The sequence below is a fragment of the uncultured Flavonifractor sp. genome (genome assembly GCF_944383115.1).
Classification (GTDB): Bacteria; Bacillota; Clostridia; order Oscillospirales; family Oscillospiraceae; genus Flavonifractor.
The window spans coordinates 1-16,581 of the sequence record NZ_CALWOJ010000042.1; the positions used below are offsets into that span (position 1 = coordinate 1).

The 16,581-nt window shown below is 59.6% G+C and carries 15 protein-coding genes; 1 reads left to right on the forward strand and 14 read right to left on the reverse strand.

Features of this window, described 5'->3' with window-relative positions; translation table 11 throughout:
* On the forward strand, window positions 1–291 hold a 291-nt coding region (locus tag Q0K43_RS06155; protein WP_297289686.1), incomplete at its 5' end, for an ABC transporter ATP-binding protein.
* Between the two features lie 229 nt (window positions 292–520).
* On the opposite strand, the gene Q0K43_RS06160 is transcribed toward Q0K43_RS06155, so the two are convergent.
* The 14 genes from Q0K43_RS06160 to Q0K43_RS06225 form a co-directional block, all read right to left on the reverse strand.
* Entirely contained in the window at window positions 521–898 is a 378-nt protein-coding gene (locus Q0K43_RS06160) for a hypothetical protein (RefSeq protein WP_297289687.1), read from the reverse strand.
* A 103-nt stretch (window positions 899–1,001) separates the two neighbouring features.
* Entirely contained in the window at window positions 1,002–1,571 is a 570-nt protein-coding gene (locus Q0K43_RS06165) for a DUF6935 domain-containing protein (protein WP_297289688.1), read from the reverse strand.
* 23 nt (window positions 1,572–1,594) lie between these two features.
* Window positions 1,595–2,749, reverse strand: coding sequence for a hypothetical protein (locus Q0K43_RS06170; RefSeq protein ID WP_297289689.1), 1,155 nt, complete (start codon window positions 2,747–2,749; stop codon window positions 1,595–1,597).
* A gap of 15 nt (window positions 2,750–2,764) precedes the next feature.
* Window positions 2,765–4,147: a TPM domain-containing protein gene (locus Q0K43_RS06175; protein WP_297289690.1), complete on the reverse strand. Its 1,383-nt coding sequence runs from the start codon at window positions 4,145–4,147 to the stop codon at window positions 2,765–2,767.
* A 19-nt stretch (window positions 4,148–4,166) separates the two neighbouring features.
* Window positions 4,167–5,303 (reverse strand): hypothetical protein, encoded by a 1,137-nt coding sequence (locus Q0K43_RS06180; RefSeq protein WP_297289691.1) that lies wholly within the window; start codon window positions 5,301–5,303, stop codon window positions 4,167–4,169.
* A gap of 99 nt (window positions 5,304–5,402) precedes the next feature.
* A complete protein-coding gene (locus Q0K43_RS06185; protein ID WP_297289692.1) occupies window positions 5,403–6,455 on the reverse strand; it encodes a DUF5067 domain-containing protein in 1,053 nt (350 codons plus the stop codon).
* Window positions 6,456–6,514: 59 nt separating this feature from the next.
* Window positions 6,515–6,844, reverse strand: coding sequence for a DUF5640 domain-containing protein (locus Q0K43_RS06190; protein ID WP_297289693.1), 330 nt, complete (start codon window positions 6,842–6,844; stop codon window positions 6,515–6,517).
* A 41-nt stretch (window positions 6,845–6,885) separates the two neighbouring features.
* Window positions 6,886–7,722, reverse strand: a complete 837-nt coding sequence (locus Q0K43_RS06195) for a DUF4428 domain-containing protein (protein ID WP_297289694.1) — start codon at window positions 7,720–7,722, stop codon at window positions 6,886–6,888.
* Between the two features lie 49 nt (window positions 7,723–7,771).
* On the reverse strand, window positions 7,772–8,635 hold the full coding sequence (locus tag Q0K43_RS06200; RefSeq protein ID WP_297289695.1) for a hypothetical protein: 864 nt from the start codon (window positions 8,633–8,635) through the stop codon (window positions 7,772–7,774).
* Window positions 8,632–9,975: an SPFH domain-containing protein gene (locus Q0K43_RS06205; protein ID WP_297289696.1), complete on the reverse strand. Its 1,344-nt coding sequence runs from the start codon at window positions 9,973–9,975 to the stop codon at window positions 8,632–8,634. The genes Q0K43_RS06200 and Q0K43_RS06205 overlap by 4 nt, the downstream gene beginning before the upstream one ends.
* Window positions 9,976–10,176: 201 nt before the next feature.
* Window positions 10,177–10,554 carry a lipocalin family protein gene (locus Q0K43_RS06210; protein ID WP_297289697.1) on the reverse strand — a complete coding sequence of 126 codons (378 nt, stop codon included), beginning with the start codon at window positions 10,552–10,554 and terminating at the stop codon, window positions 10,177–10,179.
* A gap of 92 nt (window positions 10,555–10,646) precedes the next feature.
* The gene (locus Q0K43_RS06215) at window positions 10,647–12,266 is read right to left on the reverse strand and encodes an S-layer homology domain-containing protein (protein WP_297289698.1); all 1,620 of its coding nucleotides are present in this window, start codon (window positions 12,264–12,266) and stop codon (window positions 10,647–10,649) included.
* Window positions 12,267–12,294: 28 nt separating this feature from the next.
* Entirely contained in the window at window positions 12,295–15,993 is a 3,699-nt protein-coding gene (locus tag Q0K43_RS06220; protein ID WP_297289699.1) for an S-layer homology domain-containing protein, read from the reverse strand.
* A gap of 41 nt (window positions 15,994–16,034) precedes the next feature.
* Window positions 16,035–16,415: a hypothetical protein gene (locus tag Q0K43_RS06225; RefSeq protein WP_297289700.1), complete on the reverse strand. Its 381-nt coding sequence runs from the start codon at window positions 16,413–16,415 to the stop codon at window positions 16,035–16,037.
* Window positions 16,416–16,581: the final 166 nt, after the last annotated feature.

The window sequence follows — 16,581 nt, forward strand, 5'->3', positions numbered from 1 at the left end:
ATCCTGCTGGACGAGCCCACCAACCATCTGGACCTGAAACACCAGACAGAGCTGGTGGCCTATCTGAAAAACTGGTCCCAGGAGAAAGGACGAACGGTCATCGGCGTACTCCACGATATCAACCTCTCCCTCATGCTCTCCGATCAGCTGCTGTTTTTGAAGGACGGCGCTGTGGCGGGGATAGGCCCTGCCAATGTGGTTCTGACCAGAGCATTTCTCCATAAAATTTATGATATGGACGTAACCTCCTATATGCTGGACTCCCTCAAGCATTGGGAGCAGGTCACATGATGGACGGATACCAGCTGACAAGCCGGGCCGATCTTTTTGGGATTGCAGCATGCTGCAAAACCACTCATGGAACAAGCACAAATCCGAACCCAACACCAGACGGTGCAGGGTTCGGATTTGTGCTTGTAGGAGGAATAGATTGCAATGCAGATCCCCTGCCCCGGAACGGAGGCGGTATGCCGGTCAATATGCCGCCCGCACCGGTTTATTCATACAGCCGGCCTTGACCTCATAGGGCCTCCAGCTTTGCCAGCAGATAGGTGGGGGAGCTGTCATAAAAGACGAAATCATCTGCCAGGCCGGCATTTTTGGCGTCCACAGCCACGTCGCGCACCACGGCTTGCTCCGGTCTGACCAGAAGCAGGATCTTGACCTCCGGTTCCTTCTGCCGGAGTGACCGACAGATGGCAACTGCCTGCTCCAGATCCGCCTGATCCGCGGCATCCAATATCACCACATCAGCATGGAAAATATCCACACCCACGATGGCCTGCGGATAATTGAGCTGGGCCGCCCATCGGAAATCGAGCTTTGATTTTGACTGAAAGGCCGCTGATAGTCCCTGACCAAGCATCTTATTGGACGATATAAACAGAACTGTTTTCATAATGGGCACCCTCTGTCAAATGCGAATGTTTTCCGACTGCCCCCGATCGACGTTCCGCTCTTCCGTTACCAGACCCGGTTCCGCCGCCGATCCTCCTTTGGGTTTACGCCCACGGGTCGGCGGCTTTGGGGGTACGGACACCGGTGAGCAGATACTGCTCCCAGAGGAACCACTTTCCGTCGCTGCCCCGCTGGCGCAGCTTGATGGGGCGGGGATCATCCGCGCCGCCGCAGGGGATGAACAGCTTCATGTAGCCCTGCTCCTCGCCGGAAACGTGGTTGCTCTCCACCCGGATGGTATAGGGCTGGGCGGGGGTATAGTTGTTGTCGGGGGTGGAACCGGCAAAGTAGGTGAAGGGCAGGTAGGTCTTTCCGTCCCGGAAACGGTCATTCAGGAAGGAAATATCCTGCCCGTTCAGAGGACGGGGCCCCCGCAGCCAGTTCAGCATGTCCTGCCCGATCTGCCGGTCGGCGGCGTAGGCGCACAGAGCCAGAACGGTCAGCGCCGCCGTCTGGAAGGGGGTGTTCAGGGCCGCCTCCGGGAGCGCCTGCATCTGCTCCAGGCTCTCGGGAAGGGCGGCGAAGGTAAAGGTTTCGCTTTTATTTCCCACGGCGGCGGCAGCCGCCATTGCGGTATCCATTGCGGAATGTTTCAGCTTGTCAAAAATGCCCATACAAGCACTCCTTTCATTTTTTCTCAGCCATAGAGCAGCGCCAGATCCGCACAAACATTGCCCTGGTCAAAGAAGGGCGGGCACACACCGGTGTCACGGTCCTGCTCCATGTGGAGGTAGTCGCCGGAGGGAGAGATGAGTACCGGGAAATTACCTTCTATGCAGTAGCTCGCGCCGTCAAAGAGTTCCAGCCGAAGGCAGTCACCCTCCATGTACCAGTCGCCCACATAGGTCAGCTCATAGGCCTGCCCGTCCTCATGGTAGTATAGCTCCACGCTGCCGGAATAGCCCGGAGAGGCGCTGCCCCCCCAGGAGCTGTCCCCCCAGTTCAGGTCCATCATCCAGTTGCCGCAGCTCCAGCTGGTGTCCGCAAGGCCCAAGTCGGTAGGCGGCAGGGGCCAGCAGTCCCCCGGAGGATCCTCGCTCCCTGAGGGGTCCCACCCATCAGGATAGTCCAGTCCGGTGGTATATCCCCAAATGGCGAAATCCATCAGCATGGGGACCTCGTCCTCTCCGGTGGGCAGGATGGGAACGCCGTAAAAATCGATCAGGGGACACCAGGTCACCTCCACACCGTCGTTGGTCACAAGAACGATCTGGGTGTCCGGCTCCTCATACCACTCCTCATAATCTACCACCACCAGTACGGGCCGGGCAAATTCCTCCCGGTAGAGGATCTCATCCGCCACCGGCTGGCTGCTGTCGCTCACGGGCTTCCATGTGACATGGTTGACCGCCAGGCTGGTGTTTTCATCCCGGGGGACGATGCAGTACACTTCGCCGATGCCGCCGCCCAGGATGCGCTCAGGGGGAATCTCCAGCAAAAAGGGCAGTTCCTCCACCAACGCAGCGCAATTTGCCTGCAGCCAGTCCGTCATCGCCCCGAATTCTCCCTGCTCCCAGTAGCCCAGGTAGGCCACCGCCCCGGCAATCTGGTCGCTGTTGGTCATGCTGTCGCGCAGCATGGCAAGGGACTGCTTCCCTTCTTCCGTTTCCAGTTCCGGCGTCGGGGTGGGTTCAACATCCAGCTCCCCCTTACTGCCGGAGATGGTACTGGTTGCCTGGCCCGTTTGATCATCTGCAGGCTGCTTGTCCTGCCCGCCGCAGGCGGCCAGACTCAGGGCCAGTGCCATGCACAGAAGCACCGGGAGGAATAGATACAGGTTCACCTTCTTCATGGTCCGTCCTCCTTCTCAGAATTTTCCGCTGCGGCCGCTGCCGCCGCCGCTTTCGCTGTGGCTGCTGCTGCCGGAGTCATTCTTTTCGATTTTGGTGCGGGTCTTGGTGGTATGGGTATACCGGTCATACTGTTCTGTCAGCTGTAGCCCGCCCTGGGTGAGATATGTATCGGCCTCCGCCTTTTGACGGACCGATTTCATACTGCGCATAAGCAGGAAGCAGATCGTCCCTGCCACCGCGCAGGCGATACCTGTGGCCATGAGGATCTTCGGCCAGCTGGCGGGGCGTACCGGTTCGCCCTCTTCGGCCTGGGTCAGATATGTATCGCAGGCGTCCAGGTAGTGGGATATGCCGCCATACCAGTCGTCGTCCCCGAAATCGTCCAGAAAGGCTTCCTCCAACTGCTCCTGTCCGTATTCATTGAAGGCATACTCGGCGTCCTCGCCGTAGACGAACGTGGCGTAGTCCCGTTCCGCCATGCTCAGCAGTACGATGATGCCGTCCCGGCTCTCTCCCATACCCAGCTCACTACCGTGGTAGAGCTGGTATGTCACCTCATATACGCTGCCGTCTCCATAGTCGGTGTAGTCGTCCACCAGAGCAAAATAGACGCCGCAGTTGTGCCGCCGGGAAATATCCTGGGCCCGGGTCTCCAGCTTCTCCCACTCCTCGTAGGAGATCAGGTCGCTGAGGTCAAAGACATACTGCATTTTGACGCTGTTCTGTCCAGGGGTTTCAGGTATTTCCGGGCTTTCGGGAGAAGCGGACGGCTGGGGCGCTTGGGGCGGTTTGGACGGTTCGGCTGTCTCGGCACCGGTCTCCTCTCCGGAGGTGCCTGGCGGGCAGTGGGTCAAAATATAGTCCTCCGCTGCCACTGCCATAGCGTCCACTGCCTGGGTCAGGGCCGTGGCGCTCATGGTCATGTCCTCGCCGTTCCACGCCCGCTCCACCATATAGGGCGCCACCGCATCACTGACGGCGTCGGCCAGTTCCTGGCTGCTGCCCCGGGCTTCGCTGAGATTGGCGTAGACGTACCAGCCGTTGTGGGTGGGCATGGCGTATGTGTAGGTCTCCACATCCAGAGGCTCCATCAGGATGGTCAGCGTGACGCCCTCCCGATCCGTACCATAGCCGTAACCGTATTCCTCGTAGATCCACGCGGCGGTATCGCCGATGTTGTCATCGTCGATCAGGGTCAGCACATCCACCCGCAGATCGATGCCCAGATCCTCCGTAAGCTGGGGCAGGGTCTCCTCGCCCTGCATACCCAGCGTCTGAGAGCCCAGGGACTCCGTTTCATCATAGATCACGCCGTATTCCGTTACAGCCGCAGCGGGCGGGCAGAGAGACAGGGAAAGCAGGAGGATGAGGGCAAAAACCCAGCTTGTTTTCTTCATATCTGCTCCACCTTCCTTCTCACAGCACAAAGACCGCCAGCAGGGAGCCCAGCGCCGACAGGGGGGCGGCTATGGCGGCAAACAGCCCCCAGACCTTTCCCCAGCTCACCGGCAGATCACCCACCAGCTTCCCGGTCTGCCCGTTCATGGCAAAGAGGAAGTCCTTCCCCTTCCACTTGGTGTTCAGCATCCAGACGGGCATCATGGCGTAATGCACCTTGCCCCGCTTCAGGTTGACGCTGTTGCTGGTAGGCATGCAGGTATCATAGCCCTTTACGGTATCGCGCAGGGCGGAGGTCAGGGTGCCCGCACAGCGCAGATCCGCCCGCTCCCGGCACGCCTCCACGGTCACGTCGAATTTATCGGCAAGAAAACCGGGGAGATAGGCGGTGGAAAATGCCTTCAGCTCCTGATAGTCATAAGGCTCGATGGAGTCCATGTGGTCGTCCGGCATCTTGCTGGAGGCGTCCACCGGGATCTTCTCAAAGGTGACCGTCCCGGCCCGGTAGATGTCGTAGTGTTCCGTCTCCGTGATCTCATAGTCGCCCAGGCGGTAGATGTGGGAACGGGTGGCCTCATAATGGGCGTCGCCCTCCGCCTGGCCGTCAAACATCCAGAAGGGGACATAGATCCCCCGGATCTCCTGCACATGGTTTTCTTCGGTAAACCGTTTGGGGAGGAAGAATTTCCCTTTGTAGTGGGCCTTGAGGGCCTTGACGGCATCTTCCTTGCTTAGCTTGAAGGGAAGAATGAAGTCCGGCCTCAGTTCCCCGGAGAACTGTCCCGGCACCACCGTTGGATTCCCGCAGTAGGGGCAGGAGGTGGCCGCCGTGCTTTCCTCGCAGATCAGCTCCGCGCCGCAGCTGGGGCAGCTGTAGGATCGCATACCGTCCCCCTCGGCGCCCCAGTCCCGGCTGAAGCCGGAGGTATCCCACGCCGCGTCATCGCCGGACGGCGGGGCCTGCTGGTCCCGGGCTTCCTCCGCCGCCTGTTGGGCGGCCGCCGCCTTTTCTTCCTTCTCTGAATAAAGGGCCTCGATCTCCGCCGGGTCGTAACTGGCGCCGCAGTACTCGCACTCCAGTTTGCCGGAAGCGCCTGAGAAGTGCAGCGGCCCGGTGCAGCCGGGGCATTGATAGTTGGTTACCTGTGCTGGCATTTGATTCCCTCGCTTCCCATGCCGGCGCTGCGCCTGTCAGGGATCCAGGCGCAGCGCCGGAAGCAATCTGTGGTATGCCTGCGTATCCCGGGGGACACTTCAGTCCCCCAGGATGGTGTCGGGCATGGGCTCCCCTGCCCCGATCAGGGGCAGGTACCAGTCGTGATAGAATTTGGGCGTATCCTCCGGATCCACATCATCCCACCTGGTTCCCCAGGGGCGCAGATAGATTTCATAGTGGAATTCATCCTCGCCGTTTTCATAGTAGCCGTCGATGCAGATCATGTCCTCGTAATGCATCAGGCCGGGATCCACGATCCAGTCCGCGTGTTCCAGCGCCATGTCGGAGAACCAGCCGCTCTCAGACATGATCGTGCCATGGGTGCCCACCCCGGCTTCATTCAGGGTGACCGATGCGGCTGCCATGACCTCTCCGGGTCCATAGTCCTCGTCCCAGAGTTCCACGGTGCCCGTATAGTCCTCATCGATGTCGATGGTGCCGCAGATGTCCCACCGCTGGCCTTCCAGCTCTTCGTAAACGCCCCAGCAGCCGTTCATGGTCCACCAGCCGTACCAGTCTCCGTTCCACCAGTCCAGCAGCGCCTCGCCGGTCTGGGCGGGGGACTGGGTACCGCCGCTGGCGGGCTCCCGGCTGAAGGAGGAGGGATCGATGGTAATGGTATCGCTCTTGCCGCCGCCCAGCTCTTCAAAGCTCACTTTGACCTGCTTTGTGGGATCCGCCAGGATAAAGGCGGATTGGATCTCAACTGTTTTGCCCGGAGCAACCTCCTTATCCTGGCTTTCGGTCACCGCATAAAGGTCGTAGATGCTGGCGTGGGCATAGTCCAGATCGGCGCCATCCTGCTCCGCCCAATCAAGGACCGCCCAGAGGTAGGAGATGGTCTCTTTGCTGTTGTTGGTAAAATCCAGGGTCAGAATGAGGAGATCCTTCCCGTCAGATGTTTCCAGGATCTTCGCGTCCTTGTAGCGCAGCTCATAGGGCCCCACCGTAAGCAGGCTATGATCTTCCGTCGGCTGCGGTGGCGTATCTTTTGAGGTATCTTTTGGCTTATCTTTTCCGCAGGCGGCCAGACCGAGCAGCATCATACCTGCAAGAAGCAGGCAGACAAGTCTGCTTTTCCTCTGTTTCATCCTGTTCTCCTCCAATCCGGTCTGAGATAGGTAAATCGTCTGAAAATGGGCTGCGCAGACTACTGCTTGGTGAAGGTGCCGCTGATGCCGTAGCCCCGGTTCTCCTCCATCGTAAGGCTGTTGCCGCTCACGGAGAAGGTGTAGGTGGAGGGTTCGCTCCACAGTTCCAGCAGCACCGTAAGCTGATCGCCCTCAATGGTGTAGGTGCCATCCTGGTCGATAAAGCTGTTTTCCATCTTGCACTTGCCCTTTCCGTCAAAGGTCCAGGTGATCACGCCGTCATACTCAAATTCAGCCGACCAGGTGCCGGCCAGCTCGTCCTTGCTGCCGCAGGCGGCAAGGGTCAGGAGGGTCACGGTAAGCAGAAGCAAGGCTGTAAACTTTTTCATCTCATCATATCCTTTCTTTATTATGGTCAGTGGAAGGGTGGTCAGCCGTTTACCGCGCCGCCGCAGAACTCGCAGCAGCCGCTGGCGTCCGGCGTGGTGGTGGCCCCGCAGTAGGGGCAGGTGATCGCCGTCCTGGGGGCTGCGGCCGCAGCCGCCTCATCCCGTACCTGCTGGCGGACCTGGAGCAGCGCGTCCCGGATCTCCAGCCCCATCTCCTCATATTGCCGGTATTCCACGCTGGAGCGCACCTCCTCCGCGTTGGAGGTCAGGGATCCGCCCACCTTTGCCCGGAGACCGCCCAGGGGCGGACGCCGATCCTCCGGCCCGTCCAGCAGGGTCTCCGCATCGTTGTCCACGGCTTTGCTGTTGAGCTGGAAGCGGATCTCGTTGAAATAGGGGTGGTTGACGTGGATCACGATGTAGAAGTCGTAGGAATAGGCATAGCGTCTGGGATTGAAGCTCTGCCGCTCGCCCTCGGCGTCTCTGTATTCGATTTCGGTTTTGCTCTCGTCGATGTCCAGCTTGCACCCGGTCACATCGGAGAAGGACAGCACATCCGGATTGGCCTCCTCCAGATCTCTGGCGGCGGTGACCATAAACAGGCCCGCATCCTCATCCAGCAGCACCTTGGTGCGCTCCCCCAGAGTCCGGGTGGTGCGGAAGGCGGCCACCTTCTCCCGATTGGCCTCCCGGTAATCCAGCTGCTCCTTGATCTCCTCCACCGTACTCTGCCGCCGGTCGCTGAACCAGGGAGAGAGCTTGGCGGCGCAGCTTTTGCACAGATTGCCGTCCTCCAGTTTGCGGTTGCCCAGCAGCCCGATCTCGCCGCCGCAGACGGAACACTCTTTCTTCTCAAATAATTTTCCGAAAAGTCCCATATCTCCCGTTCCTTTCTCCATTCGATTACCCATTGATGCTGTTTTTCATCTACATTGCGCCCAGCAGTGGTAGGGCCTGCTCTGTGAAATATTCGCGGAGTTGTTTTGCGGTTTCCTGATCCAGTTTCTTTTCCTGCTGTTTCCCGTCAGAGTAATAGAGGGTACAGACCGGCTTTTTTGATCTGCCGTCCGGCTGATCCTCCAGCCTGATCTCCCGGGCAAATGCGGCGAAGTGGTCCCACATATCGTCCGCCACCATCCAGTCGCGCCAAATCACCTGCTCCTGGCCGGGCGGGGTAAAGCTGGCGTAAAGGATGTATGGGGCGTTCTCCCCATACACAAGGCTCGGGCCTCGCGTGAGTTGAAACGAATACTCCTGAGCGAGGAGGCCCCCGGACTGCCCGAGAAAGAAGCCGATCAGCTCCGGCGGGTCAAAGCGGGGGATCTCCCGTCCGATGGGGTCGGCCAGCTCCTCCAGCAGCGCGACCAGGGTATGGATCCGGCGGTCATTGGGCTGGTAATAACGGATGCTCCGGGTACCGTCCTCCGTATTCCAGGTCAGGATCAGACTGGTTCCGCCCCCGCCGTCCCTGACGTCCACCAAGGGAGGAGGCTTTACCTCATGCCGGCGTTCCGGGACGGGCTTCATCAGCGGGTAGAGTTCCAGAATGATCTGCTCCACATCCGCCCACTGCGCCGGGGTGATGGGGACATTCTTTTTGACAGACGGATGATATCGGTCCTCGTCCTGGGCGGCCTTCGGAACAAGCACCGGAAAATAGCGTGTTTCCAGAATGGCCTGGGGCGAGAGGGTGATGGAAAAATCCGCTCGGGCGCACATTCCGCTGGAGTGACTGTACATGACGCCGGCCAATGTGCCGGGCGGTACGGCAGGTTTTCCGCCCCGGTTCATCCCTTCAGATCTCCGTCGTCAAAGGGGTCGCCGCACTCCGGGCAGAACTTGGGCGGATGGGCGGGATCCTCCGGCTCCCAGCCGCACTTGTCGCACTTGTACTGGGGTACACCGGCGGGCTTTTTGGCTCCGCATTCGGAGCAGAACTTGCCCTTGTTCACCGCGCCGCAGGAGCAGGTCCAGCCGTCGGCGGCAGGCTTTGGCTTGCCGCACTCGGGGCAGAACTTGCCGGTAATGCCGCCCTGCCCGCAGGAACAGGTCCAGCCGCCGGGAGCGGGGGCCGCGGGAGCGGGAGAAGGAGCGGGAGCCGGGGCAGGCTGCTGGGGCTGCTGGGCGCCCATCTGATAGAGGTTCTGGGCGTTCATGCCCCCCATCTGTCCTGCCATCCCCATGCCCATGAAGGCCATCGCCGGGCCGGCGCCCTGGTTGCTGGCCGCCGCCTGCATGGCACTGGCCTGGGCTCCCACCAGATGTGCCGCCGCCCGGGTGGGGTCCATAAAGGCGGCGTTGCGCTGCAGCTCCTTGATCATCTGCTCGTCTTCCTCGTTGGCCTTCACACTGGAGACGCCGAAGGAGACGATCTCGATGCCCCGCAGATCCCGCCAGCGGGAGGAGAGCTGCTCGTTGAGGGCCTCGGCCAGCTCCAGGGTGTGGCCGGGGAGGGCGGAGTAGCGGATGCCCATGTCAGAAATTTTGGCGAAGGCGGGCTGGAGAGCAGTAAGCAGCTCGGTCTTCATCTGCCCGGCGATTTCCTCGGTTCTGAAGTCCTCGGTGACATTGCCGCAGACGTTCTTATAAAACAGCATGGGGTTTGTCAGCCGGATGCTGTACTCGCCGAAGCACCGGATGCCGATGTCCAGATCGATGCCCGCCCGCTGATCCACCACCCGGAAGGGTACCGGGCTGGGGGTGCCGTACTTGTTGCCGATCAGCTCCTTGGTGTTGAAGTAGTAGACCCGCTGGTCCTTGGGTGCCTCGCCGCCAAAGGTGAAGCGCTTGCCGATGTTCTGGAATACATCTTTGATGGAGCTGCCCAGATCACCGGAGAAAAGGCTGGGCTCAGTGGAGGTGTCATAGGTGTACTCGCCGGGCTCGGCACACAGATCTACAATCTTGCCCTGCTCCACGATGAGCATACACTGGCCGTTAGCCACCGCAATGACGGAACCGTTGGTGATGATGTTTTCATCTCCCTTGGTGTTGCTGGAGCGGCCCGTGGTCTTTTTCTTGCCCTTTACCGCCAGTACATCTGCGGGGATGGCCTCACAGTAGAAGAATTCCTTCCATTGATCGGCCAGCACGCCGCCGGCTGCTCCGAATGCAGCTTTGATCAGACCCATAATCCATATCCCCTTTCATCGCATTGCAAATGGCTTTGCTGTTTTGTTCAGTCGGTTTCCTGAAGCGTTCTCCATATTGACCTGCGCTCCGGGATGGTTTTATTGTACCGGTTTCCGTCCCGCCCCGCCCTACCCGCAGCGGGTAGTCTTTGGGGTAGAAACGCAAAAGGAGCGGCAAATGCCGCTCCTTTTACATCGACTTTACTTCTTCTGGAAGGTAAGGGACTCGCCATCCATATCCATGACGATGGTCTTGCCGTCGTAAGTGACAGGCAGCTCATCCCCGTCTGCGCTCAGGATCAGGGAGTCGCCATCCATCTTCCAGGTGCCGCTGGTATTCTCGCCCTCGCTCAGAATGCCCATATCCAGGGTGAAGCTGTTGTCATCCTTCAGCTGCAGGGTCATTTCAATATCCATTCCGAACAGGGCGCTTATCTCCTCCACGCTCATTTCCAGGCCGCCGGAGTTCATAGAGGTCAGCTTGTAAGTACCGGCGGGGCCCTTGCTGCCGCCGCCGCAGGCCGCCAGACTGACGATCATCGCCAGGGCCATCAGGAATGTGAATACTCGCTTTTTCATGTTCATCTTCCTTTCTTGATTTGCATTGTCCGGTTATCGCGGGGTTTCCCGCAGCAAAGGCCATGCAGGCCTGTATCCCGGCACATATTGTGCTACATGTGGTCCTGCCACTTCCAGATGATGCTCCATTCGTCTGCAAGCAGATCATAGACGTATACTATGCCGCTGGGAGCGACCGCATACGTTTTTTCGCGGACGAACTGCTCCCCATGATTGGTCCCCAGGGAGATGATCACACAGGGCTCGCCGCCTATGACCTCCGGCCTCTGGTCAAACAGTATACTCATGCCCTGCTCCAGCTGCTGCTGTACCTCGGGCACCCCGGCCAGCAGCTCCGCTGCCTCCTCCTCGGTCAGCTGCTCATCGGGATCATAATAGCTATAGAGCAGCATTTCCGTAACCCGGCCCAGCTCATCCGTCCGGACCAGCCAGACGCTGCCGTCCGTCAGCATCTGGGGCGCCCGAGAGGTCAGATCCATCTGGGGGGCCGCCTGATAGGGCAGTGCCTCATACCGGCCGATGTTGTCGCCGTTTTCCGCTGCGTCGTCCAGCCACACCGTCTTTAACGCGTAATCCACTTTCCAGGCCGCTGCGCAGAAGGACTCGTTCTTTCTCGTCTCCCCCTGGGGCGTCCAGCCGGTATACTTTTTCAGCACCGGGGCCGTATCGTCATAGTAGCTGGAGAACAGGCTGTCCCCGTTGTTCATCTGTATCAGCTCAAGTACGATCCGCTCGTCACAGAGGGTTTTCCTCCGGATCAGAAAGTCCCCGGCCATGATCGTCGGCTCGCCGACCGGCTCGCCTTCTACCATCTCATAGAGCGTGAGTATCAGCACATCGGGGATTTCATTGGCCCCGGCATACCGGCGGTCCAGCTTCCAGGCGCCCATATACTCCTCGATGGCATTGTTCTTCAGATCCGTGAGCCGAATGGTGAACGTGCCGTTATTGCCGAAGAAGATCCATGCCGCCGGGGTATCCGAAGCCGGCGGGCAGTAGCCCCACTCGCCCTCCAGGGCTGCCCGCAGCGCGGCCTCCCCCGTAAAGTTGAGGGGATCGTCCTTCGACACCTCAAGCTGGAAGGCCACCCGCAGATCCTTATCCACAATGCGGGCCACCAGGGTCGCCACCTCGGCCCGGCTGATCTGCCGCTGGGGCAGGCAGGAGCCCCGCTTGTCGGAGCCGGTGACGACGCCCATGCGGTAGAGGGTGTAGATGTTGTCCAGGTAAGGGGAGGGCGGGGAGAGGTCAGGGATGGCGCCGTCCGGGATGGAATTGATCTGGGTCCGCTGCCCCCGGGGAATGGCGCGGCAGAGCATATTCATCAGTTCGGCCCGGGTGATGGGGGCGCTCAGGGCATATTGGCCCAGCGGGGCGTCAAGGATGCCCTCCTCCACCGCGTATTCCATGTAGCTTGCGTACCAGGGCGAGCCGTTGGTGAGGCTGACAGAACCCTCGGTGAGGAGCTGGCCGATACAGGCGGCCAGCTTCACCGCCTCCGAGCCGGTGATGTCATCGTTGGGGGCAAAGCGGCCGTCGCCCCGGCCGTTGATCAGCCCGGAGTCCACCGCTGTGTCCAGATATTTGAGATACCAGGCGTTCTGATCCACGTCATAAAAGCCGCCGGCAGCCAGCGCCGTCCCGCCCAGGGCGGATACCAGAGAGAACAGCATGACCATCGTCAAAAGCAGACAGCTGATCCGTTTCCTCATGTGCTTCTCCTCCTTTCAGGATATCCTGTCACTTTGTCATGTGCCGGTAGATGAAGGTGACGATCTGGGCCCGGCTGCAGTCCACATCGGGGCTGAAGGTGGTGGCGGAGCTGCCGTTGGTGACGCCCTCCTTGACGGCCCACAGCACCGCGTCGGCATAGTAGGCGTCCGCATTTACATCGGTAAAGGGGTTTGCCGTGCCCGCCGCCGGGGACTTGGCAGAGCGCCACAGGAAGGTGACGATCTGGCCCCGGCTGCAGTTCAGGTCGGGGCTGAAGGTAATGTCGCTGGTGCCTTTGGTGATGTCCTGCTCCACCGCCCACAGCACCGCGTCATAGTACCAGCTGCCCTTGGGCACATCGGCAAAGGGCATGGAGGTGGACTTGGGCGCGGGAGCGCCGGCGGCACGCCACAGGAAGGTCACCGCCTGGGCACGGGTACAGATACCGTCGGGCAGGAAGGTGGTGGCGCTAGTGCCGGAGGTAATACCCTGGTTTACAGTCCAGACAACCGCATCCCGATAATAGGCGTCCGCGGCCACATCGGTAAAGGGGTTGTGCTCGGCGGAGAGGTCCACCGTAACGGTGCAGGTGGCTTCCTCACCGCCGCAGGAGGCCTTGATGACTGCGGTGCCCTCGGCCACAGCGGTAACGATGCCGAACTTGTCAACATCGGCGACGGCAGGGTTGCTGCTGGTCCATGTGATGTCGCCCGGCGCATTGGCGGGATCCTTGACCGCCGTGAGCTGGTATGTTGCGTCCACCCCCATGCGAAGCTTCTCATGGGAGATACGAAGCCCGGTCAGCTCGATCTCCGTCTCGGCGACGGCAGCCTGGTAGGACACCAGGAAACCGGGCAGCGGGTTCCCGGCCTGATTGACCACACACAGTCCCACCGTTTTGTAATACGCGCTGACATCCTCCGGATGGAGCTTGAGGGCCGTCACCGCTCCCGTTTTGGGGTCCACGGAGAGATAGCCGTTATCGGTTACTTGCCGGGTGGGGCTGCTGCCGGGTAAGGCCACGGTGTTCTCCTCCAGAACGCGCCACTCGTAGCGGTAGTTCCCCATCGCCCCCTCGGGGAAAACGGAAACTTCATACTTCGGCGGGTCAAGTGTTTCCCCCGGTCGCAGGGTCACGTCGGGCAGGGAGGAGGGGGTAACGCGGATGTCGGCATTGGTGCCGATCTCCGTGGGGTTCTCGTACACAAAGACCCACCACTTGCCGTAATAATTCGGCGTGGGGTAGCCGGGGTACTCGGCAGCCAGACTGGCAGAGCCGGTCTCCTTGCCTGTGATGGTAATGCTGGTGACGGCCTGATTCTGATTGACCACATTGCTGCCTGTGGAGGTGGTAACGGTATACTGGGGTACCGCGTCCGCATTCTCCGGCTTGAAGGTGAATTTCTGCCACTTGTTGGCGTTGGTGGGGTTTATGCTCACGTCCAGAGTCACGCTCGCCCCCTTCTTGAGGAAGATGGTGTTCCCCTTGCCGTAGTCCGCGTAGGGCCGGCCATTCCGGCTCAGCACCAACTTGTGCAGGTTTTCCGGGTCGGCCAGCAGTACCGTCCCGCTGCCCGTCCGGACGCCTTCCTTTATGGTATCGGTACCCTTGCAGCGGGTGTAGATGAAGCAGGTACTGCCGGGGGTCAGGCCGGTCACCGCCTCGGAAGAAATGGGCACGGCATCCTGGGGCCACCCCTCGGTCTGGGTGGTGGTATACACATACTCCTGGTCATCTTTCCAGTTCAGGATCCGGAAGCCGGTAAACTGCCCGCTGTCGTCCTTTTGAGGCTGGAGCTGGGGCCATACCGGCTCCTTGTCGTTGGAGGCCTTGCTCACCCTCAGGAACGAGCCTGCCAGCTGGCCCGTGTAGCCCTTCGCTGTAACGGTCACCCGAAGGTAGGTATTCTCCCCTATATCCTCCGCCGTGGGGGTATAGCTCTTGTTGGTTGCGCCCTTGATGTCATCCCAGTCATAGCCCAGGGAGTAGCGCCGCTGCCACTGGAAGGACAGGTCAGCCTCGCTGAGTCCCTCCGGCAGGCCGGTGAGGACGGTGGAGATGGGGTTGCCATAGACGATGGCGCTGGGGTGGTAGATCCGGCCGGTGAGGACAGGATCCGGCTTGGGCGCCTCCTTCACATAGATGTGGACGATGTAGTGGCTGGACGAAGGTTGGATGATCGAGCCATCCTTTTTCTTGCTAAGGCACAGATCAAAGATGTACTCCCCGGTGGCCGCACCGGCGGGAATGGTGACGGTGTGTTTGGTGAGCTTGCTGCCGATCCCCGAGGTGTTTTTACCCCTGTCGGGGGTGGTGCCGCTCCAATCGATCACATAGGAGTAGCCCGCGTCCTGCAAAGCCTGGGACATGGGGCTCCACTGGAAGGTGATGGTGTGGGCGGTGCTGTTGTCGATATATACCATATCTGCCGGCTCGTCCCTGGAACACTTGATTGAATTGCCGTCCAGCCTGATCTCTACGTTCTCCTGGTCGCCGGCGGGCGTGATGGTGGCAGAATAGAGGGGGAACTTATAGACGTGCAGGTTGGTGTCTGTGTCATATTCATACCCGAGCGTCTCATAAATATTGTCGGCGATATAGGTCTTGCCCTTGATTTTGACGCAGGAGCCGTCCAGGATATGCCGGAACGCCTCAGCTGTATAGTACTGTGCCAGCTCTTCCGTGGTTTCGTTCATAAGAATGTTGATTTCCATCCCTTTAAATGTTCCGCCGGTGATCTGGAACGCCGGGTAGGGGCAGGTTCTATTCGCGCGGACCCAGTAATCATCATTCAGGCATACGTTGAACTCGTCGAATGTACCGCCGCTGATGGCGAGGATGGTATGACGCGCATCGTGAAGTCCGGCGTTCCAGTATTCATTCCACTTTTTATAAAGCCCCACCGTAGAAAATATGCCGCCGCTGATATGGAACGCTCCGTCCAATATACCCCGATCTGCAAAAAATCCCACATGGCTTTTGAAGGTACCGCCGGAGATGGTGGTCACATTTTTGTTATCCGGATTTACCTCAAACCTCAGAACGCCTGTAAATTTGCCGCCTTCGATGTTGACTTCTTTTCCGGCCTTCGGATCTGAGTAGATCGCATAGCAGGTATCGTCACCGAACTCCAGTACTCCATCTTTCTCCGTTATATTGACGTTATCGTCCCTGTCCGTACAGTAGAGTTCACCGCCCTGAATTTCCAGATCGCCCGCGTTGTGGATCAGTGTTTGACCCGGCGTATTCTTTCCGTTGGCGATGGAGGTGAGCTTTCCGCCGGTCATATAGAGGGCTGATTCACTCCTGACCAGGATCATGGGGATTGACCACTTGCTGCTCTGATACAGCCGGATCTGGCCGCCACCCAAGCTGTCTTTGATGATAAGCTCCGAATCAACCAGGTCAATATAGGCCATAGCCCCCGAATTGATATCTGATTTGGTGCGCAGGGTCAGCGTCTTACCGTTCAGATCCAGGGTGTGCGCCTTCGAGCTGATGGAAATGACATCGTCTGGCGTAAGGCCGTGGGGAAATTCATACATTGTGTCAATGTCGCGGTTCAGCTTGATGTAATAGGCGTTGCCTTCCAGCGCCGCTTTCAGTTCCGCATAGCTGTTCACTTCTTTCTCGCCGGACACGGCGCTGGCCGTCCCGTCCAGGGCGGGCGCCAGGGAGAGCAGCATAACCAGGGTCAGCAGCAGGCTGATGATCCGTTTCCTCATGTGGGTTCTCCTCCTTTTTGGATCCGCTGTCGATCTGTGTGTCAAAGCGTCTGCAGGCTGGCGGCCAGATAATCCAGGGATACGTCATAGAACACAAAATCGTCGATCTCCCCCTTCCGCTTGGCCTCGATGGCCCGATGAACCGTCTCCGCCTGTCCCTCCGGGCACATAAGCATGAGATGACAGTGGGGCGTGACCTCCCGCAGCCATGCGCACAGGGCCAGACAAAAGTCCATGTCCTGGGTACCATCCTCGGCTACCTCCAGCAGAGCCCCGGCGGCCAGATGGGAACGGATGGCCACATCCGCGTTGGCGTAGTCCGGCTCGTAGCACAGCTGGATACCAGGGACATCCTGCACCTTGGCCATCAATCCCTGGGCCAGCGCTGCCCGCCGCATAATTAACAGTACCGTTTTCAGCACCCCCACCTCCCTGTATCTTGAATGTCTGGCTTTATTGTAGTCCCCATTTGCCCCCCGCGCCCTACCCGCCGCGGGTAGTCTTTCTTCACAAGTGAATTGTCAAACTAAGTGCAACAGGAAGTAAGCTCAAAGTCCCATAATTCCTGAGCAGAATGAAAGTTAAGAA

Coding starts and splice junctions, on each gene's coding strand:
- Q0K43_RS06160 (WP_297289687.1), bottom strand. CDS start 898: ATGAAAACAGTTCTGTTTATATCGTCCAATAAGATGCTTGGTCAGGGA.
- Q0K43_RS06165 (WP_297289688.1), bottom strand. CDS start 1,571: ATGGGCATTTTTGACAAGCTGAAACATTCCGCAATGGATACCGCAATG.
- Q0K43_RS06170 (WP_297289689.1), bottom strand. CDS start 2,749: ATGAAGAAGGTGAACCTGTATCTATTCCTCCCGGTGCTTCTGTGCATG.
- Q0K43_RS06175 (WP_297289690.1), bottom strand. CDS start 4,147: ATGAAGAAAACAAGCTGGGTTTTTGCCCTCATCCTCCTGCTTTCCCTG.
- Q0K43_RS06180 (WP_297289691.1), bottom strand. CDS start 5,303: ATGCCAGCACAGGTAACCAACTATCAATGCCCCGGCTGCACCGGGCCG.
- Q0K43_RS06185 (WP_297289692.1), bottom strand. CDS start 6,455: ATGAAACAGAGGAAAAGCAGACTTGTCTGCCTGCTTCTTGCAGGTATG.
- Q0K43_RS06190 (WP_297289693.1), bottom strand. CDS start 6,844: ATGAAAAAGTTTACAGCCTTGCTTCTGCTTACCGTGACCCTCCTGACC.
- Q0K43_RS06195 (WP_297289694.1), bottom strand. CDS start 7,722: ATGGGACTTTTCGGAAAATTATTTGAGAAGAAAGAGTGTTCCGTCTGC.
- Q0K43_RS06200 (WP_297289695.1), bottom strand. CDS start 8,635: ATGAACCGGGGCGGAAAACCTGCCGTACCGCCCGGCACATTGGCCGGC.
- Q0K43_RS06205 (WP_297289696.1), bottom strand. CDS start 9,975: ATGGGTCTGATCAAAGCTGCATTCGGAGCAGCCGGCGGCGTGCTGGCC.
- Q0K43_RS06210 (WP_297289697.1), bottom strand. CDS start 10,554: ATGAAAAAGCGAGTATTCACATTCCTGATGGCCCTGGCGATGATCGTC.
- Q0K43_RS06215 (WP_297289698.1), bottom strand. CDS start 12,266: ATGAGGAAACGGATCAGCTGTCTGCTTTTGACGATGGTCATGCTGTTC.
- Q0K43_RS06220 (WP_297289699.1), bottom strand. CDS start 15,993: ATGAGGAAACGGATCATCAGCCTGCTGCTGACCCTGGTTATGCTGCTC.